Annotated in this window: 25 protein-coding genes and 1 pseudogene; 11 read left to right on the top strand and 15 right to left on the bottom strand. The window is 43.0% G+C overall.

Annotation, left to right across the window (positions count from 1 at the left end; translation table 11 throughout):
* The first annotated feature begins 133 nt into the window (after positions 1-133).
* A pseudogene (locus tag MAE_RS02880) lies at positions 134-1630 on the top strand (IS5-like element ISMae6 family transposase).
* A gap of 94 nt (positions 1631-1724) precedes the next feature.
* Positions 1725-2003, top strand: a complete 279-nt coding sequence (locus tag MAE_RS02875) for a hypothetical protein (RefSeq protein ID WP_002735949.1) — start codon at positions 1725-1727, stop codon at positions 2001-2003.
* A gap of 59 nt (positions 2004-2062) precedes the next feature.
* On the opposite strand, the gene MAE_RS02870 is transcribed toward MAE_RS02875, so the two are convergent.
* Positions 2063-2827, bottom strand: a complete 765-nt coding sequence (locus tag MAE_RS02870; protein ID WP_012264245.1) for an ABC transporter ATP-binding protein — start codon at positions 2825-2827, stop codon at positions 2063-2065.
* Between the two features lie 256 nt (positions 2828-3083).
* Positions 3084-3896 (bottom strand): inositol monophosphatase family protein, encoded by an 813-nt coding sequence (locus MAE_RS02865; protein ID WP_004163085.1) that lies wholly within the window; start codon positions 3894-3896, stop codon positions 3084-3086.
* Between the two features lie 61 nt (positions 3897-3957).
* Between MAE_RS02865 and scpB the strand changes: the two genes are divergently transcribed.
* The 3 genes from scpB to MAE_RS02850 all read left to right on the top strand — a co-directional run bounded on the left by scpB (position 3958) and on the right by MAE_RS02850 (position 6512).
* Positions 3958-4476, top strand: coding sequence for an SMC-Scp complex subunit ScpB (scpB, locus tag MAE_RS02860; protein ID WP_002737651.1), 519 nt, complete (start codon positions 3958-3960; stop codon positions 4474-4476).
* A 135-nt stretch (positions 4477-4611) separates the two neighbouring features.
* Entirely contained in the window at positions 4612-4962 is a 351-nt protein-coding gene (locus tag MAE_RS02855; protein ID WP_002803308.1) for a DUF760 domain-containing protein, read from the top strand.
* A 458-nt stretch (positions 4963-5420) separates the two neighbouring features.
* Positions 5421-6512, top strand: coding sequence for an ISAs1-like element ISMae8 family transposase (locus tag MAE_RS02850; protein WP_012264242.1), 1092 nt, complete (start codon positions 5421-5423; stop codon positions 6510-6512).
* A 319-nt stretch (positions 6513-6831) separates the two neighbouring features.
* Here MAE_RS02850 and MAE_RS02845 read toward each other — a convergent pair whose 3' ends face one another.
* The 11 genes from MAE_RS02845 to rpsO form a co-directional block, all read right to left on the bottom strand.
* Positions 6832-7701 carry an NAD(P)-dependent oxidoreductase gene (locus MAE_RS02845; protein WP_012264241.1) on the bottom strand — a complete coding sequence of 290 codons (870 nt, stop codon included), beginning with the start codon at positions 7699-7701 and terminating at the stop codon, positions 6832-6834.
* A gap of 26 nt (positions 7702-7727) precedes the next feature.
* Entirely contained in the window at positions 7728-8387 is a 660-nt protein-coding gene (locus MAE_RS02840) for a class I SAM-dependent methyltransferase (protein WP_012264240.1), read from the bottom strand.
* A gap of 13 nt (positions 8388-8400) precedes the next feature.
* Complete coding sequence (locus MAE_RS02835; RefSeq protein ID WP_012264239.1) at positions 8401-9243, bottom strand: DUF6671 family protein; 843 nt, start codon at positions 9241-9243, stop codon at positions 8401-8403.
* A gap of 138 nt (positions 9244-9381) precedes the next feature.
* The gene (locus MAE_RS02830) at positions 9382-10239 is read right to left on the bottom strand and encodes a S1 RNA-binding domain-containing protein (protein ID WP_041803732.1); all 858 of its coding nucleotides are present in this window, start codon (positions 10237-10239) and stop codon (positions 9382-9384) included.
* Between the two features lie 96 nt (positions 10240-10335).
* Positions 10336-11070: a dienelactone hydrolase family protein gene (locus MAE_RS02825; protein ID WP_004163077.1), complete on the bottom strand. Its 735-nt coding sequence runs from the start codon at positions 11068-11070 to the stop codon at positions 10336-10338.
* Positions 11071-11218: 148 nt separating this feature from the next.
* Positions 11219-12034 carry a Cof-type HAD-IIB family hydrolase gene (locus tag MAE_RS02820; RefSeq protein WP_012264237.1) on the bottom strand — a complete coding sequence of 272 codons (816 nt, stop codon included), beginning with the start codon at positions 12032-12034 and terminating at the stop codon, positions 11219-11221.
* Positions 12035-12566: 532 nt separating this feature from the next.
* A complete protein-coding gene (locus tag MAE_RS02815) occupies positions 12567-13223 on the bottom strand; it encodes a Uma2 family endonuclease (protein ID WP_012264235.1) in 657 nt (218 codons plus the stop codon).
* A gap of 20 nt (positions 13224-13243) precedes the next feature.
* Positions 13244-13900: a Uma2 family endonuclease gene (locus MAE_RS02810; RefSeq protein ID WP_012264234.1), complete on the bottom strand. Its 657-nt coding sequence runs from the start codon at positions 13898-13900 to the stop codon at positions 13244-13246.
* Between the two features lie 64 nt (positions 13901-13964).
* On the bottom strand, positions 13965-15020 hold the full coding sequence (gene aroF / locus MAE_RS02805) for a 3-deoxy-7-phosphoheptulonate synthase (protein WP_002750796.1): 1056 nt from the start codon (positions 15018-15020) through the stop codon (positions 13965-13967).
* A gap of 58 nt (positions 15021-15078) precedes the next feature.
* Positions 15079-15543 (bottom strand): PAM68 family protein, encoded by a 465-nt coding sequence (locus tag MAE_RS02800; RefSeq protein ID WP_002763019.1) that lies wholly within the window; start codon positions 15541-15543, stop codon positions 15079-15081.
* A 24-nt stretch (positions 15544-15567) separates the two neighbouring features.
* Complete coding sequence (gene rpsO, locus MAE_RS02795; RefSeq protein WP_002738807.1) at positions 15568-15837, bottom strand: 30S ribosomal protein S15; 270 nt, start codon at positions 15835-15837, stop codon at positions 15568-15570.
* Between the two features lie 291 nt (positions 15838-16128).
* Between rpsO and MAE_RS02790 the strand changes: the two genes are divergently transcribed.
* Together MAE_RS02790 and glgA are read left to right on the top strand one after the other, a co-directional pair.
* The gene (locus tag MAE_RS02790; protein ID WP_002738864.1) at positions 16129-16458 is read left to right on the top strand and encodes an NAD(P)H-quinone oxidoreductase subunit M; all 330 of its coding nucleotides are present in this window, start codon (positions 16129-16131) and stop codon (positions 16456-16458) included.
* Positions 16459-17098: 640 nt separating this feature from the next.
* Positions 17099-18526: a glycogen synthase GlgA gene (glgA, locus tag MAE_RS02785; RefSeq protein ID WP_012264233.1), complete on the top strand. Its 1428-nt coding sequence runs from the start codon at positions 17099-17101 to the stop codon at positions 18524-18526.
* Positions 18527-18574: 48 nt separating this feature from the next.
* Here glgA and MAE_RS02780 read toward each other — a convergent pair whose 3' ends face one another.
* Complete coding sequence (locus tag MAE_RS02780) at positions 18575-19180, bottom strand: vWA domain-containing protein (protein WP_002733700.1); 606 nt, start codon at positions 19178-19180, stop codon at positions 18575-18577.
* A 213-nt stretch (positions 19181-19393) separates the two neighbouring features.
* On the opposite strand from MAE_RS02780, the gene MAE_RS02775 reads away from it, so the two are divergent.
* On the top strand, positions 19394-19726 hold the full coding sequence (locus tag MAE_RS02775; protein ID WP_002777289.1) for a TMEM165/GDT1 family protein: 333 nt from the start codon (positions 19394-19396) through the stop codon (positions 19724-19726).
* Between the two features lie 156 nt (positions 19727-19882).
* Here the strand turns inward: MAE_RS02775 and MAE_RS33115 are convergent, their stop codons facing one another.
* Complete coding sequence (locus MAE_RS33115) at positions 19883-20035, bottom strand: hypothetical protein (protein ID WP_158303488.1); 153 nt, start codon at positions 20033-20035, stop codon at positions 19883-19885.
* Between the two features lie 13 nt (positions 20036-20048).
* Between MAE_RS33115 and MAE_RS02770 the strand changes: the two genes are divergently transcribed.
* From MAE_RS02770 to urtA, 3 genes are all read left to right on the top strand, one after another.
* Positions 20049-20324: a TMEM165/GDT1 family protein gene (locus MAE_RS02770; protein ID WP_002732425.1), complete on the top strand. Its 276-nt coding sequence runs from the start codon at positions 20049-20051 to the stop codon at positions 20322-20324.
* A complete protein-coding gene (locus MAE_RS33110) occupies positions 20321-20473 on the top strand; it encodes a hypothetical protein (RefSeq protein ID WP_158303487.1) in 153 nt (50 codons plus the stop codon). Before MAE_RS02770 ends, MAE_RS33110 begins: the two co-directional genes overlap by 4 nt.
* Before the next feature lie 257 nt (positions 20474-20730).
* The gene (gene urtA / locus MAE_RS02765; protein WP_012264231.1) at positions 20731-22047 is read left to right on the top strand and encodes an urea ABC transporter substrate-binding protein; all 1317 of its coding nucleotides are present in this window, start codon (positions 20731-20733) and stop codon (positions 22045-22047) included.
* The last annotated feature ends 73 nt before the right edge of the window (positions 22048-22120 follow it).

The raw sequence follows: 22120 nt of genomic DNA, 5'->3' as shown, positions 1-22120 counted from the left end.
GTTTGCTGAATAAATCTAAAAACCTTACAGGAAAGGGCTTTTAGCTTGATTGAGAGCTTCCCAAATGCACTTAAATCTGCTAGAATCTCTTAAAACCCTTGCATCACCCTTGCATCTTCTCTAATTAGTGCTAATGTACCGTAAAAGCGAGTTACCCTCAACCCCACCAGAAAACTTCGAGCTGCCCTTTGAGGGGAAATTATCCCAAGATAATCGTTGGGTAATTATGGCCAACCTCATTCCCTGGTCAGAATTTGAAGCGGAATACGCATCACTTTTTTCAGAAGAAATGGGCGCACCCGCCAAAACATTTAGGACAGCACTCGGAGCATTAATTATTAAAGAAAAATTAGGAACAAGCGATAGAGAAACGGTAGAACAAATCAAGGAAAATCCTTATTTACAATACTTCTTGGGGTTTTCAGCCTACAGCAATGAACCCCAGTTTGAAGCGTCAATGTTGGTTCACTTTCGAGAAAGAATCACTCGGGAACTAATTAATAAAGTGAATCGCTTTATGGTCAAAAATTCGAGAGAAATAAAAGAAGAAGAAAACACCGAAAAAAAGTTAGAGAGCGAAACCCAAAGTCAACCAGAAAATCGAGGTAAATTAATTTTAGATGCCAGTTGTGCGCCCGCAGATATTAGTTATCCTACGGATTTAAACCTGTTAAATCAAGGAAGAAAACAAACCGAAAAAATTATTGATATTCTCTAGGAAACTATAAAAGGAAAACTTGTTCAAAAACCGAGAACCTATCGTCTCCTGGCCAGAAAAAGTTATTTAGAAGTAGCAAAAAAAAGAAAACCTACCGTCAAACAAAGACGAAAAGCTCTAAAAAGACAACTGCAATATCTGAAAAGAAATCTCGACCATATTGAACAACTTTTAGCAGAAGGAGCCTCTCTACAAAGCTTGAAAAAAAGAGACTATAAACTGTTATTAGTAGTCACAGAAGTTTATCGCCAACAACTCTGGATGTACCAAAATAACAAACAGAGTATTGAAGACAGAATTGTCAGCTTAACTCAACCCCACATCCGTCCGATAGTCAGAGGAAAAGCTGGAAAACCCGTAGAATTTGGGGCCAAATTCTCAGCAAGCTGTATAGATGGTTACATATTTTTAGACCGGATTAGTTGGGATAACTTTAATGAATCGGGAGATTTAAAAGCACAAATAGAAGCTTATTATGACTATACAGGATACTATCCAGAATCAGTTCATGTGGACAAAATTTATCGAACCAGAGAAAACCGAGCTTGGTGTAAAGAAAGGGGAATCAGAATCAGTGGTCCCCCATTAGGAAGACCAGCCAAAAATGTTAGTAAAGAACAAAAGAAACAAGCTACTGATGATGAGAGGATTCGGAATTGTATAGAGGGCAAATTTGGACAAGGGAAAAGAAGATTTAGCTTAGGTAAAGTGATGGCTAAACTTCCTCATACTTCCTTTTCAGCGATTGCTATTACTTTTTTAGTCATGAATCTTTCTAACCTGTTGAGGCAGGTTTTTTGGGCTTTTTTATGTCTGAAATGGAAAAACAGCACTTTTTCTCGGTCAATGATTAGGATAAGTTATAATTTAAAAATTAATCAACAACTAAAGCTTATGCTTGTAGCTAAGTGAAATCATTGATTAAGAGACCTGTACTTTTCAATGACTTTTTCAGCAAACCCTAAATAGCGAGACCGCAACATAGCAAAATATAGGAGTCTAGCTCATGTCTAACGAAACCGTGACTTATTCCCTAGAAGCTGTTCTGACAAGGATCGAGGGGAAAATAGACTCTCTACAAAGAGATGTTAACAAGCTAGAGATAGGACAATCGGAGTTAAAAGGGGAGATTAAAGCCCTAGATGAGCGACTAACCACAGAAATTAAAGGATTAACTGCAAGAGTCGCTAATCAGGAATTTACCAATCGAGGGATTCTAATCGCTTTGGTTGTTGCCATTTTAGGAGGGGCAGCCAAACTTTTTGGTTTTCTTCCCAATCCCTAACAGATATCTAATTAGGAAGTTGCCGTTTTCTTTTCACTGATAACTGAAAAATCCCTACCCTACCCAATCACCTCGTGTAAATCCGTCGGTGCGAGATTAGGATAAACCACTTCACCATCCTTAAACCAGATAATGCGCTGAGAGTGACGCGCCACATCAGCCTCGTGAGTTACCATGACGATAGTAATGCCACTGTTATTCAATTCCGAGAAAATAGCCATCACCTCTTGGGTAGTTTTCGAGTCTAGGGCCCCCGTCGGTTCATCAGCAAGTAATAATATGGGTTGATTGACAATTGCCCTAGCAATAGCAACGCGCTGCTGTTGTCCCCCCGATAATTGATTGGGTTTATTGTGCAGTCGATTATCTAATTTTACCTTCGTTAAAGCAGCGATCGCTCTTTCCTTTCTTTCTTGGGGAGAAACCCCACCATAAATCATTGGTAACATGACATTTTCCAGCGCACTCATCTGGGGTAAAAGATGGAATTGCTGGAAAACAAAGCCGATTTTACGATTGCGAATCTGGGCTAAATCCCCATCCGGCAGCGTGGAAACGTCCAGATTTTCTAGATAATAAGACCCCGAGGTGGGACGATCAAGACAGCCGATAATATTCATGGCCGTGGATTTTCCCGAACCCGAAGCCCCCATAATAGCGCAATATTCCCCTTTTTTCAGGCTCAAATTGACGTTATTAAGGGCTTTAACCATGGTTTCGCCACTGCCGTAGATTTTAGATACATTTTCGAGGCGAATAATTACTGGCTGATAGACTTCGGCTTTATCGTTGCGTTCGCTGAGAGAGGAAGTATCAAAACTCATGAAATAAATTCGTGGGGGCAGGGTGTGGGGTGTAGGGTGTGGGGTGTAGGGTTTTAGCGATTTTTAGGGGGTCAATTACCTAATTTTCAGGCAAAAAGTGCCTAAATTTCCCCCCTGATCACTCCAAGGGCTGGCAGTTTTTGATTTCAAACAAGCTTAAAGATATTATCCAACAAGGTTTTTAGATTTATTCAGCCAGCCCTAAATAAAGATAAAACCAATAAATGCAGCTATTCTAACCTGAGCAATTCTCCATTCAAGCAACATCCTTGAGAAAACCGACTAAAGGCAAGAAAACCGGCGCTAAATTCGATCGAGCCACGGCTAAACAGGGATAGGATCGATCGCTATAATTTTCCCCCACCTGCAAGGGAAAAATCTTTTCTCCTAAAGAGATAAATACTCCGCCAGCGGCCTGTAGAATTGCCCAAACCGCAGCAATATCCCAGACTTTCGGGGTTGCTTCCACTCCTCCCAAAACCGTGCCATCGGCAACCAAAAGCAGATTATAACTAGCCACTCCTATCATCCGCACTTTGCAGGGAAAGGGATTTTTAAATATATCTGTACTACGAGCGCAGAGATTGAAAAGATGATTTTTGCTGGGAAAATCTTCGCTGGTGTGAATCGGTTGACCATCACGGTAGGCTCCCTCTGGACCGGTTAAACCCGTCTCACCGTACCAATAACCATAATAGGCCTGTTTTAGGCAGGGGAGATAAACAAATCCGAACACGGGAGTCCCCCAGTAGAGAAGTCCTAGGGAAATGCCCCAGATGGGAATACCGCGAGTAAAATTAGTCGTGCCGTCGATTGGATCCACGACCCAACACCATTCTTGATCCGGGAAAATATGGGTAGTTTCCTCGGTTAGGACTCCATGATCCTGGAAAGTGCGGGCAATTAGCGATCGCAATTCCCCATCAGACCAACGGTCGGCAGCCGTCACTAAAGTCCCATCTGCTTTATTGGTGGCCTGTAATTTGCCAAAATCAGCCAGTAAGCGATCGCCCACCTGCTCGGTAGCCTGATAACAAAAGTCTAAAACCTGACTCCAAAAAGTTTCCATAATTTTCTCGTTCGTCTTCTAGTAGAATATTAAATCATTGTCTAAACTTAGGTAGTCGAGATTGAGCGCGGAAGCACACCAAGAGATCAGACTAGCTACCCGTCTAGAAGCGATACTTTACCTAAAAGGGCAGCCTGTCCCCTTAACCGAGATGGTGACATTAACCAACAGCGATCGCTTGACGGTGGAAGATGCCATGATCGAGTTAATGTCCGATTATGCCCACCGGGATAGTGCCTTGGAAGTGGTGGAAACCCCCCTCGGTTATAGTTTACAATTGCGGTCAGCTTATCAGAATTTGATCGAAGACCTGATCCCGGCCGAATTAGGCACAGGAACCCTCCGTACTTTAGCAGCGATCGCACTGAAAGAACCGATTTTGCAAGCGGATTTAATTAATTTACGAGGCAGTACGGCCTATCAACAGGTTCAGGACTTGGTAGAACGAGGATTTGTGAGAAAACGCAAGCAAAACGAGGGTAGATCCTACTGGTTAGAAGTAACCGATAAATTTCATCAATATTTCGAGGTTGACAATCTTAGGGAACAGGGTATTCTGGAAGCTACCGATCAGGAATAAGGAGAGAGAGGGTATATTAGGGGTGAATATTTCTGATCACTGAGCTAAACTTGAGGAAGATGGGGGGACTTCGGGCAATCAAGAAGAGCGATTTGTTAACCTAGATCCAATAACCACTACAGCGTGGGAGTTCTGATGACTTTTAATCCTGATTTTTTTCCCTGGGAAACCGAAGAACAAAATGATAACTGTCTGATGCAGTATCTCCAGCAGCAGCATCCTGAAACCCTTGAGAGAATAGCCCAATCGGTCAGTAGCGAAATTAAAGATATTATCTCGCAAAACGTCAAGGGATTGGTGGGAATGTTGCCCTCAGAGGACTTTGCGGTACAAATTACCACCGACCGCGAGAATTTGGCGAATCTTCTCGCTTCAGCGATGATGACAGGTTATTTCCTCGGTCAAGTGGAGAAGCGCCATCATTTAGAATCAATTTTGTTAGCTACAGAATCAATTAAATTGGGCAAAAAACCAAAAATAGATTAATCTTCACCCCAAAAAGATAGAGACACTTTCATCGGTGTCTCTATCGGTTTTTAACCCCCTTTGGCAAAACTCACCATCACCAAAATCGAGAGCAGGATACCGGGGACAAGTAAACCCGCTAATAATCCAAATTCAGTCAGCGTCATAGGAAAATATGCCCAAAATTCCATCACTTCCCACTCTAACCCCCTCTTCCGGCCACCTCAACAAAGCTTAAGGAAAATTTAAAGCCTTTTATCGGTTTTTCTCCTATCAGTTGTTCGACTAGACAAACCAAAGAGAGTCGTTTTGATGTTGCCAAGCGGTTTATAAGTAGCTGGTTATAATTAAATTAAAAATGGATTTTAGGTTCGATCCCCCCTGCCCCCTAGGGCTGTTTCATTCTCCCATCAGAATATCAAAAGTAAAAGCGATCAATATCAGGTAAAATGATAAGTGACCGCCAACCTTTTAAATATATGTTGAGCTTAATAGAAAAACTGAAACAAGTCAAGGACTTTCGGAAAGATAAAGGAAAAAGACACCCTTTATGGATAGTATTAGTAGTAATAATACTGGGAACAATGCTAGGATACTCAGGTTATAGAGAACTAGGAGAGTTTGCTAAAAATAATCGGCACAGGCTCAGTAAAGAATTTAACATAATTCCAGAAAGAGTCCCATCCTATTCAACAATTAGAAGGGTAATGATGGGAGTTGACTGGCAGAGTTTGTTAAAAATGTTTAATGAATGGGCATTAGAAGAATATGGACAAAGAGATGATATAAATTGGCTAGGTATGGATGGAAAAAGTCTCAAAAACACCCTAAAGAATCCTAATAATGAACAACAAAATTTTATCATGTTTGTCTCATTGTTTAGTCAAGAAAGTGGATTAGTATTACACTTAAAAAGAATCGAAAACAAAAAAGGGTCTGAAATCGACGAAGGGCAAGCTATAATTGAGGATTGCTCTCTCCAAAATAAAGTTTTTACTGGCGATGCTTTACACTGTCAGAAAAAAACAATCAGCTTAATAGCCAAGAGTAAAAATGACTATGTTATCACCGTTAAAGGAAATCAGAAAAATCTTTATAAGCGAATACAAGACCTGAGTAATTCCTCAAAGCCAGAAAGTTGCTTTCTTGAACAAGATAATAGTCATGGACGAAAAATATCAAGAAAAATAGAAGTTTTTAAAGTGAGAAAAAATGAAAGACAAGGGTTTGAAAATCTGCGAAGAGTTATTAAAGTAGAAAGAAAGGGTAGTCGCGGGGATAAAACCTATGAAGAAACAGCTTACTATATCAGTAGCCTAACCGAATCCGCTCAAGTATTTGCTAAAATTATTCGAGGACATTGGAAAATAGAAAATCAGTTACATTGGGTAAAAGATGTAATTTTTGAGGAAGATAAAAGCGAGATAAGTGATTTTCAAGCGGCCAGCAATTGGTCAATTCTCACAACTATAGGATTGAATCTTTTCAGAGGTTTGGGTTTTCTCTCAATAACAGAGGGACAGAGGTGGTTAGCTGAACGTTGGGAAAAACTGATAGTTTTATCGACGTAAGAAGCAGAAAAATTAGCTAAATTAACAGGATGTACTCTCAGACAATTTCAAGAGAGATAGGCTTTTAGTGGCTTGGAAACAGGCTTTATCAATTTATTCATAATCAATATTGGCAGAGGATTAAAGATTAGTTATTGTCACTAACTCTTTTGATTAGAAAAAGATAAACTTGAGAATTTTCATTCAAATTTATTGACTCAAAATCCGCTGTACTTAATTTAAATGAATCAACCCTACCCTGCCCCCCCTTGATAAGGTAGGGTTGATTCATGAATCAACCCTACGCTTGATAAGGGGGGTGTCTGATAATTTTTAACGCCTACCTACTTAATTCTTTTTTCAGCGCTTCGTATAAAGCTGAATAATCTTCCTCTGCGAATCCCATTTCTAAAGCTTTTTCAAGAAGGCGCTGTACTCCTGTTAGGGGAAAAGTGGTTAAATCTAACTTCTCCGATTCCTCTAAAAAGAGATTAACATCTTTGAGTAAATGTTTAGTAGGAAAATTAGGGTTAGCATAATTTTCTTCTAACATTCTGGTTAATTTTTTGTCAAAAGTAGGCGCATATAAGGCACTTTGACGCAGGATAGTCATGAACTTTTCTAGATCTACTCCTTGCTGGGATAAAAAAGCTAAACTCAAAGCAAAAGCACTGGTTAGAGCGGCAATTAATTGATTTAAAGCTAATTTTAACGCCGCGGCGGTTCCCACTTCCCCGATTAACATCGGTTCTTGACCAAAATGTGCTAATAAATTTGACCATTGATGGAACTGTTTCTCCGTTGCTCCCACCATAACTAAGAGAGTCCCATTTTTAGCTTCAGGAATACTTCCTAACACGGGTGCTTCTAGATATTCTCCCCCTTTAGCCACAATTTGATCTCGCAGTTGTTTACTTTCAGAAGGAGCAATAGTTCCCATCTGGATAATAGTCCGATTATTGAAGTTAGATTGCTCAGAATTTAATCCTAAAACCTCTTGGATAGCGGCGGCATTAGTTAACATTAAAATCAGACAATCTGCCTCCTGAATTACTTGCTCAGGAGAGCTAACTGTTTTGGCTCCTAACTGCTGTAAAGCTGTCAATTTTTCTAAGGTGCGATTATAGGCAATAACAGAAATTTTCTGATTTAATAATCTTTCTACCATTGGCGTTCCCATTAATCCTGTTCCCAAAAATCCAACTTTCATAACTCAATTTTTCCCTGATTTAGTGATTAGTTTTTACTTGTTTTTATGGCTGTCCAATGACGATTAGAAGACTGATAAATTTTAACATTTTTTAATCCCGACTGCTGGATTAAATCGGCGATTTCTGCTAGGGTAAAAGCGGCATGGAGAGAATCTTTAAATAGTTGCGCTTGTCGGGGAGAAAAATTAGGATCGATTTCCCTCACCATCCCCTGGATTATTTCCTCGGAATCGGGACGGAATAAATCTCTTAAAAAAATGCCACCATTCGGTTTTAAAACTCGCTTAATTTCCCGTAAAAAAGGCAGAGGATTTTCGAGATGATGGATTAAACTATTAGAAATAACTAAATCAAATTGCTCGGATTGGTAGGGAAGATTTTTTCCATCAACTTTCTCCAATTTTATCTGTTCTTGACAGTTAGCATTAAGGATATTTTTTTGACCAATTTCTAACATAGAATCGGCCAGATCAATAGCGATAATTTGCCATTGGGGACGTAGTTGACTGATCATAATCGGAATGCGTGCAGTACCGGTTCCTACATCTAACACCCTAGCATTAATACCGGCCAATTGTACGGCTTCTTTAGCGAAATTAGTATTAACTTCTGTGAAGTCCATGGCATCATATTCGATCGCTTCTTCCCGATCATCCATTACTTCTGGTTCTAAAATTCTTTCCATAGAAAAGCTATCTTTAGGGATTACAATATTCACAATACATTGGATCGGCAGTTTTTTGACCGTTGGGAAAGAGTTTTTCTTCTCGATAATCACACTTTTGACAACCGTATAGTTCCAGTTTAATCAAAGAGGTGGGAAAGTGACATAAACCACAGGGTAAACCCGATGTTATTTCGATAATATCAAACCCCGGACAACCACAATTAGGGCATAATTGATTAAGTTTCTGAACAAGATTTGCTGTCGCAGCAACAATTGCTTTCATCCTCGTGGGATTGTGCATAGCGCGCATATCGGTTTCTAGGTGTACTTTGCCGTTTTTGTCAAGAATATCTTCAACAATTTTAACTAAATTTTTCTGGTCAGTAATTCCCTTAAAAATATGCTCAGAGTCGAGAGAATTTTTATCAAACATCACCACTAAACCATGACTAGGAAACCCGATTTTTTCGGCAAATTCTAAAGCAGCTGCTAGATTAGTTACAGTTTGTTGAGCGTGATTAGTTTCCGTGACTATTGCTTGACCAATTATTTCTAGATTATGGACTCGATCGAGCAATAAAATCAATTCACGATTACAGGAAATCAACGGCAAGTGGGGATAGGGATAAAAACTACCCTCACTAGCAATTCCGATATCGTATCCCGAAAGCTCGATCGCTTGTTGTGCCTTGCTGCGAGCGGTTTCAATTTGTGTCCCGATGCGCTTAATATCCCGGGTAAAAGTGCCAAAGCGATCGGTATCAAAATTATCGGGTACAATCACCTTAAGGCCTATTTCTTGCGCTAAAATCGGTGCAATTACCCGCTCTTTTCCGTGCATAGTCCCTAAAATTGCTATCCGATCTTGAAACATCTTTGTCAAGTAAAAAGGAGACAGGAGACAGGAGACAGGAGACAGGAGACAAATTCACCTGATAACTGATGGTGGGTTACGGCGAATACTAAATAGGTGGTAAAATATCTAAGTTATTGTCGCCTAACCCACCCTACGCTAACTTTCTGGGTTTTTTCCCTGAGCTTGTTTTAATCTTTCTGCTGCTGTTTCCATGACTTCTGCAAAGTTTTCGAGAATTTCGCCGGGGTGCGCTTCGAGGATTTTTGTGGATAGGGAAATGCGATTTTTATATTCGTCAATTTCCGCGACTACCACTTTAATTGCTTGACCAACTTTAAAGAAAGTCATGGGAGAATTAAAAGAGGCTCCTGTCACCTGTTTAGCATGGAGTAATCCCGTCACTCCACCGCAATCGACAAAGACACCGTAGGGTTGTAATTTAACCACGGTGCCACTTAATAATTTACCCACAGCTAATTGACTGATAGCGTTAGCGCGAGCAATTTCTCGCTGAGATAAAACTAATTTATTATTTTCTTGATCGATTTGAATAAAAGTTGCGGTTAAAAGTTGTCCGATGAGGGAATCTAAATCATTTTTTTCGATTAAATGGGAGCGAGGGATAAATCCTTTTAATCCCTCCACTTCCCCCGTCACTCCCCCCTTATTCACCCCCGTGACGCGCAGCTGCACCGACTTGCCACTTTCGGAGATTTCCCTGACATTTTCCCAAGCTTTTTGTAGTAATAATTGCCGCAGAGACAGGGTAACTTGTCCTTCCGCGTCCTGTCCACGGGTAATCAGAAAATCGAATTCTGCATCTATGGGTAAAGCTTCGGCAATGGAAGTAACATTTTCCAGGGAAATTTCCCTTAAAGAAATAAAAGCGGAGGATTTGCCGCCAATATCGATGAATGCTCCATCGGAGGTGTGTTGATCGACTCTCCCGCGCACGATCTGCCCTTTTTCAAATTGATAATCGTATTGATCAAGAGCTTTGGCAAAATCGTCCATGGAAAAGGCAGGGTTCGGTGTCATGATAAATAGAATGGTTACAAGTATAATTTCGATCTGCTTCCAGTGTAAGCTGAAGCTTGAGGGGTCAGACCATTAAGATTTAAGAAGGCTAAATAACTCTAGCACATGATCCCAAGCAGATTTGGCCGCATTAGCATTATAACTAGCCCTTTGGTCGCAGAAAAAGCCATGGTCGGCATTTTCATAGCGGAAAACTCGATGAGGAATTTGATAACGGATTAATGCGTTTTCTATCTCATCCACTTGCTTTTGAGGAATACTCGCATCTAACATCCCGAAAAATGCGTAGATTGTCCCCTTGATTTGGGGAGTCACCTTCACTGTCCCTTGGCCACCCCCAGGGGTTCCCGTGGTGATTCCCGCACCGTAAAAAGAGGCACTAACTTTGATATCCTCTAGAGTGGAGACAAGATAAACCACATGACCACCAAAACAAAAACCGATCGTGCCGACACCGGTTTTTTGCACCTGTGGCAAACTATAAAGATAATCGATGGTGGCTTGGATATCGCTGATTAATTCGGCTGCTTTGGTTTGTTCTTTGTACTGACGACCGATTTCTATATCTTCTATACTGTACCCCGTTTCAAAACCCGGAGCGAATCGCTGATAAATGGCAGGAGCGATCGCTATATAGCCTTCTTGGGCAATTCTGCGGGTGACATCGCGAATATGGTCGTTTACGCCGAATATTTCCTGAATCACGATAATTGCCGGATAAATTCCCACCCGATCGGGAATGGCTAAATAGGCATCTATGTCAATATCTTTGTTAGGAATCGTAACAGTTTGCGTATTAATAGTCATAATTTTCTCGATGAAAAGGGTGTTAGGGTGTTAGGGTGTTGGGGTTTTAGGGTCTTAGGGTTGTAGGGTTTTAGTTGAATTCCCCCAATTCCCCATCTCCCCAATTCCCCATCTCCCCAATTCCCCATCTCCCCATCTCCCCAATTCCTCAAATTAAAACAAACTTTTCCAAGGCCACGGCAACCCCATTTAAGTCTACACTAGGGGCAACCCAATCGGCTTGATCCTTAACAGCTTGGGGAGCATTACCCATGGCAACACCGACACCCGCATAGGTGAGCATAGAAACATCATTAAAATTATCACCGATCGCCATAACGTTTTGCGGTTGTAATCCTAGGATATCTTCGGCCAAAAATTGGGTGGCGCTTCCCTTAGTGGCCTCAACGTGGGTAACTTCAAAAAAAGTCGGACTCGATTGGGTAAAGTATAAATCTTGATTTTGATAGCGTTGCTGTAAATGATGCCAAATCTCGGCGATAAATTGCTTATCTTCCCCCATGGCCAGGATTTTAGTGGTTTTGTGGGCAACTTTGCGTAAATCTCCCACTGCTTGGGCAATAATACCCGATCGCTGCCGATAGAATTCCGTTTCCGCGTTTAATTGCCGCACATAAAGCACATCGTCCATATAAAAATTAAGGGAGATTTTCTCTTTCCATTGGGGTTGTTCGAGATAATCTAAAAGATCGATCGCCAAGTCGGGGGAAATGGGAGTATGTCGATGGTGAACTTGGGAAACAGGATCTTGAATCCAAGCGCCATTGTAAGCAATTAAAGGTAAAGTGGATTTAAGGCGTTTATGAAAACGTAAAGCCGAGCGGTACATCCTACCAGTGCCAATAGCGACGGGAATTCCCTTTTTTTGGACGGCCGAGACAGCTTGCACCACAGCTGGATTAACCTGATTGTTATCACCGGCGATCGTTCCATCCACATCGACAACGATTAAGCGAATATCCACAGTTATGTCCCATTCAACAGTCAACAGTTATTGACACTCTCGCCGTCAAGCTACGCTGTGACTGGAGATTCTTGCTTCTACTCCTCTTAACTAGACACAATCGGAAGACTATGCCCCCGTCAGACCGAATCCACAAGCGTTTTAGTTTAACGTCTACCGACTGCCCGGCGGCGGACGGATCTGAATTTTATTTGTGGGCAGAATTGACCTTAGCCGTTAAGCTTCTATCCTGCTTGACCCGTCACCATTACATTTTCAAGGGCGATATTTGTTCCGAGGTACAAAGGAGCGGGAGGTTTCCGTGATCCCTTACGCGCTTTACCGCTTTCTGTATTCTAGCGAAATCCCTCGAAAATTGTCAAAGTATTGAAAGCTAGGATGGAAGGCATGGGATTAAATGCAACAGTCCGAACATTTGGATACACGAATAAAACAATATTAAATTGGGAAAAGAAATTATCAGCCTGACAAGAAACGTTAGTATTTAACTCTAGATAAAATGTCACCATAATTACCTCAAAAACTGCCCTAGTTAATTATTTTTAGCTAGTTGACTAACAAGCCATGCTCTTAAATTCTTTTCTGCCTTCACTTCATCCTCTTTAGCAGTGGCTAAAAATTCATAGAGTTTAGTTTTGGGAACTAGGGGAAAAGTCGGACTAAATTCTCCTTCCTGATAAACCCCCTTTTCTAACCGATAAATGCGCCAGATTTGTCCATTAAAACGCCATAATTCCGGCACTCCCAAACGGGCATAAAGTGCTAATTTATTAATATCCGTATGGGTGATATCCACTTCCACCACTAAATCTGGGGGCGGATCTTCAGTTAAATTAATCCTTTTTCCTAGCACTTTAGCTTGATTTTGAATATAGTAGGCATTATCGGGTTCTGCTCCTCGTTCTAAATCTTCCCTAGCTAGAGTTGTGGAACCCATACTTTTAATTTTTAAACCCAATTCGGACACCAAAAAATAGATAAAACGTCCGATTAATTCTCGATAAAACTCGTGTTCTTCTAGGGGCATAGTAATTTCTAAAGTGCCACGATCATAAAATAAATGGGCGCGATTATTTTCCCCTAGTGCCTGTAAAATTTGCTGATAGGATAACCAATTGAGATGATAAAAAGTAACCCGTCTTTCTGCCCGGATTTCGCTAGTATTTAACTCCAGAGGAACTGTCACCATAATTACCTCAACTGCCCTAGTCAATTATTTTTAGCTAGTTGACTAACAAGCCATGCTCTTAAATTCTTTTCTGCCCTCACTTCATCCTCTTTAGCAGTGGCTAAAAATTCATAGAGTTTAGTTTTCGGAACTAGGGGAAAAGTCGGACTAAATTCTCCTTCCTGATAAACCCCCTTTTCTAACCGATAAATGCGCCAGATTTGTCCATTAAAACGCCATAATTCCGGCACTCCCAAACGGGCATAAAGTGCTAATTTATTAATATCCGTATGGGTGATATCCACTTCCACCACTAAATCTGGGGGCGGATCTTCAGTTAAATTAATCCTTTTTCCTAGCACTTTAGCTTGATTTTGAATATAGTAGGCATTATCGGGTTCTGCTCCTCGTTCTAAATCTTCCCTAGCTAGAGTTGTGGAACCCATACTTTTAATTTTTAAACCCAATTCTACCACCAAAATCCGAATAAATAATCCGATTAATTCTCGATAAAACTCGTGTTCTTCTAGGGGCATAGTAATCTCTAAAGTGCCACGATCATAAAATAAATGGGCGCGATTATTTTCCCCTAGTGCCTGTAAAATTTGCTGATAGGATAACCAACTGAGATGATAAAAAGTAACCCGTCTTTCTGCCCGGATTTCGCTAGTATTTAACTCCAGAGGAACTGTCACCATAACTGCCCCGAAAAGCGAAATTTATGCCCAAAAAAGGGGGTTGACTCACCCCCTGATCATCTTATCAAACCAGTGCCGGAACCTGGGGCCAACGCCCGATCGTCTTACCAATGACCGCTAACTCCTGAGTTAATCGATCGAATCGGTCGGGGGTCAAGGATTGCGGCCCATCAGATAGGGCCTTTGCCGGGTTAGGATGTACCTCGATCATCAAGGAATCGGCCCCGGCTGCCAGGGAAGCCATGGCCATGGTCGGGACATATTCCCATTTACCCGTACCGTGGCTAGGATCGATCATGATCGGCAGGTGAGTTAAAGTTCTTAAAACGGGAATACAGGATAAATCTAGGGTATTGCGAGTATATTTACTGTCAAAGGTGCGGATACCGCGTTCGCAGAGAATGACATTGCTATTTCCTGCTGCGAGGATATATTCTGCCGCCATCAACCAATCTTCAATAGTGGCCGCCATGCCGCGCTTGAGTAGGACCGGTTTCGGTTGCGCCCCAACTTTTTTCAGGAGGGAAAAATTCTGCATATTGCGCGCCCCCACTTGCACCACGTCGGCTATTTCGACAATCTTATCGAGATCCGCTGCGTCCATTACTTCCGTGATAATACCCAAACCACTGGCATCTCTAGCCGCCGCTAGTAATTCCAAAGCGCTTTCCCCGTGACCTTGGAAAGCATAGGGAGAAGTGCGGGGTTTGTAGGCACCACCGCGGAGGAATTGCGCTCCGGCTGCCGCCACTCGTTTGGCAGTTTCCACGATCATCGCTTCATTTTCCACCGAACAGGGGCCGGCGACAATGCTAACGGTATGATTTCTGCCGATGGGGATAACACCGTTAGGAGTGGGGACTAAAACCTCGCTGTATTCGCCGTGACGGTATTCTAAAGAGGCGCGTTTGAAGGGTTGTTCGACTCGCAGGACGGTTTCGATCCAAGGGCTTAATTCTTGGATTTGTAGGGGGTCTAATTCCCTGGTTTCTCCGACTAAACCGATGACAACTTTATGCTTACCGACGATTTTTTCGGGACTTAATCCCCATGCCTCGAATTCGGCACTGACGCGCTCGATTTCAATTTCCGGGGAACCAACTTTCATGACAATAATCATGGCATTAACCTTTTATTTTTTTCTTTAATCTCTATTGTTGACGATTTCTAGAGGTTATCTATTTTTCTTCCACTTCTTTTTTGCCGGACCGCCAGGCGGCGATCGTTCTGCCAAAATTAGCTTGAAATTCTTGCCATCCTAGCCAATCCCCCACCCGATCCTCATCCCAAGAAGCGGAGAAGATGCCATAACTCAGACCGATGAAACCTAGACCAAATAGGCTTAAACTGACGAGCATGGCGACGTAGGAAGGGATTTCGAGAAGATCGTGGCTAATAATCCAGTAGAAGCCAAAAAAGGAAGCTATCCCCAGTGCCGTCGGCAGGCCACAAAATACCGCCATCCGTTTGGCCATCCGTTGACTGACCACTTGCGGAATCGCCTTTAAGCTGGTTTCCTCGGAGCGATTTTTTAGGGGCGGTGGCACGGGACTAGGGGCAATTTTCGGGGTTTTTCGCTTATTTTGGCGCGGCTCAAAGGGGAGACGTTCTTTTTTCTCCGTCGATTTCGATTCAGAGGCCATGGTAGGGATGCAAAGGGGGTATGCTTAACGGCGAATTCCGAGACGACCAATCAGGGTTTGATAACGTTGTTGATCTTTCTTCTGGATATAGGTTAACAGTCCCCGACGACGACCGATCATCTGGAGTAATCCCCGACGGGAAGCATGGTCTTTCGGGTTAGCTTTCAGGTGTTCGGTCAGTTGGTTGATTCTCTCGGTTAAGAAAGCTACCTGTAACTCCGATGATCCTGTATCGGTTTCGTGGGCCTGATATTGGCTGATTAGTTCTTGTTTTTTGGTCTGGGTTAAGGCCATAGGACTCGTGATCTCTGCTTAAACACTGCAATCTATCATAGTATCACGTTTCTGGTCGATCCGTAAACATTGTTCGGGAGGCAGGAGATAGGGTGATAGGGTTTTGGGGTGATAGGGTGATGAGACAGCTTCCCCACCTCCCCACTTCCCCACTTCCCTATCTACCCCACTTCATAATCCATAATTCCCACACCCCACACCCCACTTCCCCACTTCCCAATTCCCAATTCCCCAATTCCGCAAATCATGGCAAAATCTTAGACATAGCGTCTAACTTACCCCGAAGATTCCATGCTGTTAAAATCCACGACCCGTCATATTCGCATTTATACGGCTGAAGTAAAAAATAATCAATTAATCGAGAGTAACAATGTCTTGACTCTTGATGTGGATCCCGATAATGAATTTAATTGGGAAGAAGTGGCTCTCAATAAGGTTTATAGTAAGTTTGATGAATTGGTAGAGTCCTACAATGGGGAAGAACTGAGCGAATATAATCTCCGTCGCATCGGTTCAGATCTAGAACATTTTATCCGTTCTCTCCTGCAAAAAGGCGAAATTAGCTATAATCTCAATGCCAGAGTGCAGAACTATAGTATGGGTTTACCGAAATTAGGGTGAACGATTCCGCGTCAGTCCCCACCCCGCTAGGAGTCCGGGTGGGGAATTTGCCTCGCGGCAATGAGGAGTTTCACTCCTTGGGGGTGAGGGAAGAATTGCCTGTTATACTAAATCCGCTGAGCATAGGCTACCTATAAGGACAGGCACTCATGCAAGAGGCACTCATGCAAACCGGATTTAGTATTAACATTCAATTGATAATTTTTACTAATATATTGCTTACAATCCATTGCCAGTAAGGACTATAGCTACAATGATTGATTTTGATCAAGGTGAAGAATTTTAATTTTTTTTCTCAGAAAAAATCAATTATTGAAAATGTTCTCAATAGTAGTTTCTACAGTGAAGGTTTTTCGTCAAAACAGTTTGGGGAATGTAAAGATATATAAAAGTATATGAAGATAGGCGGAATGTCGGTTAAATCGACAATAGCAGACAGTGCCGGTGCCGAGCAGCTAAAACTTAATAAAAAGGCGACAAAACTTAATAATGTCCAAAACAGCTAATTATGCCCCTCGTTGGCTCTCTGGTTGGTTAAAGAAAAATCTAGGCTAATCCGATAATAACCTGCTTGCAAATCCTACTAGGGTGGTTTTATCTGTTAAAATTTCTTGTCGTCGTGAAGTAAAGCGGGAAGAGTATGCGAATTCTATTTGTGGGTGCCGAGGCCGCCCCAATTGCCAAAGTTGGGGGAATGGGGGACGTAATTGGGGCATTACCGAAAGTCTTGCGTCAGCTAGGTCATGACGTGCGGATTTTTCTACCCTACTACGGTTTTCTCCAGGAAAAAATGGACATCCCTTCCGAACCCATTTGGTCAGGATTCGCCATGTTTCAGGATTTTTTAGTCTATGAGACGGTTTTACCCGATACGGATATTCCTCTCTACCTCTTTGGTCATCTAGCTTTCTCTGGACGCAATATCTACGGAGGCGAAGATGAGGCCTGGAGATTTACCCTATTTGCCAATGGTGCGGCGGAATTCGCTTGGAATTACTGGAAACCGCAAGTTATTCACTGTCATGATTGGCATACGGGCATGATTCCCGTCTGGATGCACCAAGACCCCGATATTAGCACCGTTTTTACTATCCATAATCTCGCCTACCAGGGCCCTTGGCGGGAGGCATTAGAAAAAATGACTTGGTGTCCTTGGTATATGCAGGGCGATAATACCATGGCCGCGGCGGTTCAATTTGCTAATCGCATCACCACCGTTTCTCCCACCTATGCCCGTCAAATACAGACCCCCATTTATGGCGAAAATTTAGAGGGATTATTGTCCTATATTTCCGGCAATCTGGTGGGGATTGTCAACGGCATCGATACGGAGGTGTATGACCCGGCTAAAGATGTTTATCTTAAGCAGAATTTTACCCCAGAAACCATCGAAAAACGTCTGATCAATAAAATTGCCCTGCAAGAAGAAGTGGGGCTACAGGTCAGTAAAAGTGCCTTTGTCATGGCGATGGTGACGCGTTTGGTGGAACAAAAAGGTATTGATCTAGTGATGCAAATTTTAGATCGCTTTCTCACCTATACTGATGCACAATTGATTATTTTGGGTACAGGCGATCGCTATTATGAAACCCAACTGTGGGAGATGACTTCCCGTTTCCGGGGGCGAATGTCCCTGCATCTTCTCTATAGTGATGCCCTTTCCCGTCGCATCTATGGGGGGGCCGATGCTTTGTTAATGCCTTCCCGTTTTGAACCCTGTGGCATTTCCCAATTAATGGCCATGCGTTACGGTTGTATTCCCATGGTACGCCGCACCGGTGGTTTGGTCGATACGGTATCTTTCCACGACCCAATTCAGGAAAGAGGAACAGGATTTAGTTTCGATCGCTATGAACCTTTAGACCTGTTTACCTGTATGATCCGGACTTGGGAAAGTTTCCGTTATAAACAGGATTGGCAAAAACTACAGCAACGGGCAATGACTCAAGATTTCAGTTGGTATAAATCCGCTTTGGAATATCTCAAAATCTACAAACAAATCACCGGACAATCGGATCAATTATCCGATGAGGAAAAAGATAAATTGGTCGCCCTGACTAGCAGTTAAATCCTCCTTGATTAGGGGTGGAAAGCTCTCACCCCTACTGGGTAGAAATTAATCGGTAACGGCATTGAGAAGAACTTCCGCTAGGGTCATATCTTCCATATCATCGATAGTAATTGTGTCAACGATATCGAATTTGGCCCCCGCCGATTCTAGCTGATCGTCTAAAGCTTTAAGAAATTCGGTTGCTTGTCGATCATGGCCTACTTGAATCAGAGAAATGGCTAATTCTTCATCCCTATCGAGTTTTCGAGAAGCTTCGATAATTTGACGCATCACCGCTTTGCGATCATCTGGTTCTCCGTCGGTAATCACCAGAATAGTTTCTCCGTTGGGTTTAGTTTTGCCAGCAGTTTTGCGCTGAAAATAATTATTGAGGGCATCTTGAAGAACAGCGGCTAGGTCTGTCCTCCCCATAGGTTCATTTTCTTGATAAATTTGTGTCACCTTATCGGAAGTAACATTATCATAGCGTCGGAAACGTCCGGAAAAAAGATAGATAGTGATGCCGTCGGGATCGAATTCCTCGCACTTTCTAGCCAAGGCGAGGGTGGATTCTTGGGCAATTTGCCAACGGGTTTTCTCGCTGGGTTTATCAGCAGTGGACATACTGCCACTTTTGTCAATAATCAGAGTATAATCTCTGTTTTCTACCATAGGGGCTATACCTCCAAGCAATTTGCGCTCGTCCTAGTCTAATAATTATTAAACTCTAGGATGGAAACTCTACCTCGATCGACTAGGGTTTTTTAACTATTGGGGGGAGGAGACAGCGCCCCCAACAGCAGAAACTATCGCCAGAAAACCGGTCGGGCTAAAATGAAAAAAGTATGAAAATTATTGCTTAACCCGATATTGTTAAATTAGCCGATGAGTGATAGCAAATCGATCGCCTCAACCGAGAAAAAGCCAGATCAGCCACCTTCTTGGAGTTTTTGGACGGTGTTTAGTTCCACCTTCCTAACCATATTTTTTGCTGAAATCGGCGATAAAACCCAATTAGCCACCCTTCTCATCAGTGCTGAATCCCAATCCCCCTGGGTGGTTTTTGCCGGGGCAGCCACCGCTTTAATCGCTACCAGTCTCCTCGGTGTCCTGATCGGTTATTGGATTGCTCGTCGTCTTTCCCCCAAAACTTTAGATATCGGTGTCGCTATCCTTCTCCTTTTGATCACCGGTTTACTGATCGGCGATATTCTCTAAGCAATCAGTGATCAAGAGTCAGGAGTCAGGAGATAGGAGACAGGAGACAGGAGATTAGGGACTTGCGCTTTGATAATGTACCATTTATGGCTGGTCTGATTCTTCTACAGAGCGAGTGTCTGGCTGGGATATTATTCCTACGCAGGTCCCTTATTTCTATTTATTCTTCCGACACCCCACACCCCACACCCCACACCCCACACCCCACACCCCACACCCCACTTCCCCACTTCCCCACTTCCCCACTTCCCCACTTCCCCACCTCCCCACTTCCCCACTTCCCCACTTCCCCACCTCCCCATCACCCATCTCCCTAGAATTTATGAATTGGCAATTATTCGGACTGACATTTATCACGGTTTTTTTGGCAGAAATAGGCGATAAAAGTCAATTAGTAGCGATCGCTCTCGGTGGCAGTTCCAAATCACCTAAAGCTGTCTTTTTTGGCTCAATTACCGCCTTAATCTGCACCAGTTTCTTAGGAGTCCTTGCGGGCGGCAGTATGGCGCAATTATTCCCCGCTAAGATATTAAAAGCGATAGCGGCCATTGGTTTTGCGCTGCTTGCTGTCCGGCTGCTTTGGCCAGATTCGGATTGATCATTAGGTTTGCGGCAAAAAGCTTTTCCTGGGGGCAGGGTGTGGGGTGTGGGGTGTGGGGTGTGGGGTGTGGGGTGTGGGGTGTCGGAAGAATAAATAGAAATAATCTCCTGTCTCCTGTCTCCTGTCTCCTGTCTCCTATCTCCTGACTCCTATCTCCTGTCTCCTGACTCCCGACTCCTGATAGCTAAAAAACTGAGGCAAATTCCAGAAAAATCATTAATTTTTGGGAAAAAAGTAGCAAAAATTACAAAAAACATCCAAAAAGTAGCGAAAGTTACAAAAAATCTGCTAACCTAGCCGTAATATCACACAGATATTCGTAGAAAGATTCCCGAAAATCTCCTCAGCAAAAACATCCGTGTGAAGTAGCTAATATTGTCAGCGAGGTTAGTTCAAGATCATCATGTCAAATTTAGGACGACGTAAATTTCTCCTGTACGGTTCTGCCGCTTTGGGAACCAGTATTCTGTTAAAAGCTTGTGGTGGCAATCAAAGCCAAACCCCCACGGCTAGTCCTAGCCCGGCTGCTAGTCCCGCCCCAACTTCTGGAGAGACAATTAAGGTGGGTATTCTGCACTCCCTCAGTGGCACCATGGCCATCAGTGAAACCAGCGTAGTTGATGCGGAAAAACTGGCGATCGAGGAAATCAATGCCGCCGGTGGTGTTCTTGGTAAACAGATCGAGGCAGTGGTGGAAGATGGCGCTTCCGATTGGCCAACTTTTGCCGAAAAAGCCACCAAACTGATCGATCAGGACAAAGTTGCGACTGTCTTCGGTTGTTGGACTTCCGCCAGTCGTAAGGCGGTTTTACCCGTGTTTGAAGCCAAAAACCATATGCTCTGGTATCCTGTCCAGTACGAGGGTCAAGAGTGTTCTAGAAATATCTTTTACACTGGTGCTGCCCCCAACCAACAGATCGAGCCGGCAGTGACTTGGTTGCTGGAAAATAAAGGGAAAAAATTCTTCCTCGTCGGTTCCGACTACGTTTTTCCCCGCACCGCCAACACGATTATTAAAGAGCAGTTAAAGGCGAAAGGCGGCGAAACCGTGGGCGAAGACTATCTACCCCTAGGTAACACGGAAGTTACCCCGATTATTACCAAAATTAAGCAAGCTTTACCCGATGGTGGCGTTATTTTCAACACCCTCAACGGTGACAGTAACGTGGCTTTCTTTAAACAACTGCAAGCGGCCGGTTTAACTCCCGATAAATATCCGGTCATGTCGGTGAGTGTTGCCGAGGAAGAAGTTAAACAAATCGGTAAGGAATATCTCCTCGGTCAATACGCTTGCTGGAACTATTTCCAAACCGTAGATACCCCCGCTAACAAAAAATTTGTTGAGGCTTTTCGAGCTAAATACGGTCCCGAGCGCGTCACTAACGACCCCATGGAAGCGGCCTATATTATGGTCTATCTCTGGAAGCAAGCGGTAGAACAAGCGGGAACCGCCGATGATCTCGACAAAGTTCGCGCCGCAGCCGTAGGACAAAAATTCGATGCTCCCGAAGGACCGGTGGAAATGTTCCCCAATCATCATATCTCCAAAACCGTCCGCGTTGGTCAGGTGAGAGATGATGGTCTATTTGACATCGTTTGGTCAACTCCGGGGGTAGTGGATCCGCAACCTTGGAACCAATTTGTCCCCGAAACTAAGGGCTTTGCCTGTGACTGGACGGATCCGGCTAAGGGCGGTAAGTTCAAAATGGAAAAATCCTAGTTTTAGGAATTTTTTCAGACAATAACGAGAGTGAGGTGGGCATTACTGTTCACCCCACTTTTTAAAGCTTAAA

Origin of the sequence: Microcystis aeruginosa NIES-843, from assembly GCF_000010625.1 — a bacterium.
In the GTDB taxonomy this organism is placed as follows: domain Bacteria; phylum Cyanobacteriota; class Cyanobacteriia; order Cyanobacteriales; family Microcystaceae; genus Microcystis; species Microcystis aeruginosa.
Note: the sequence above shows the minus strand (reverse complement) of the source record. Positions and strands in the feature narration are given on the sequence as shown.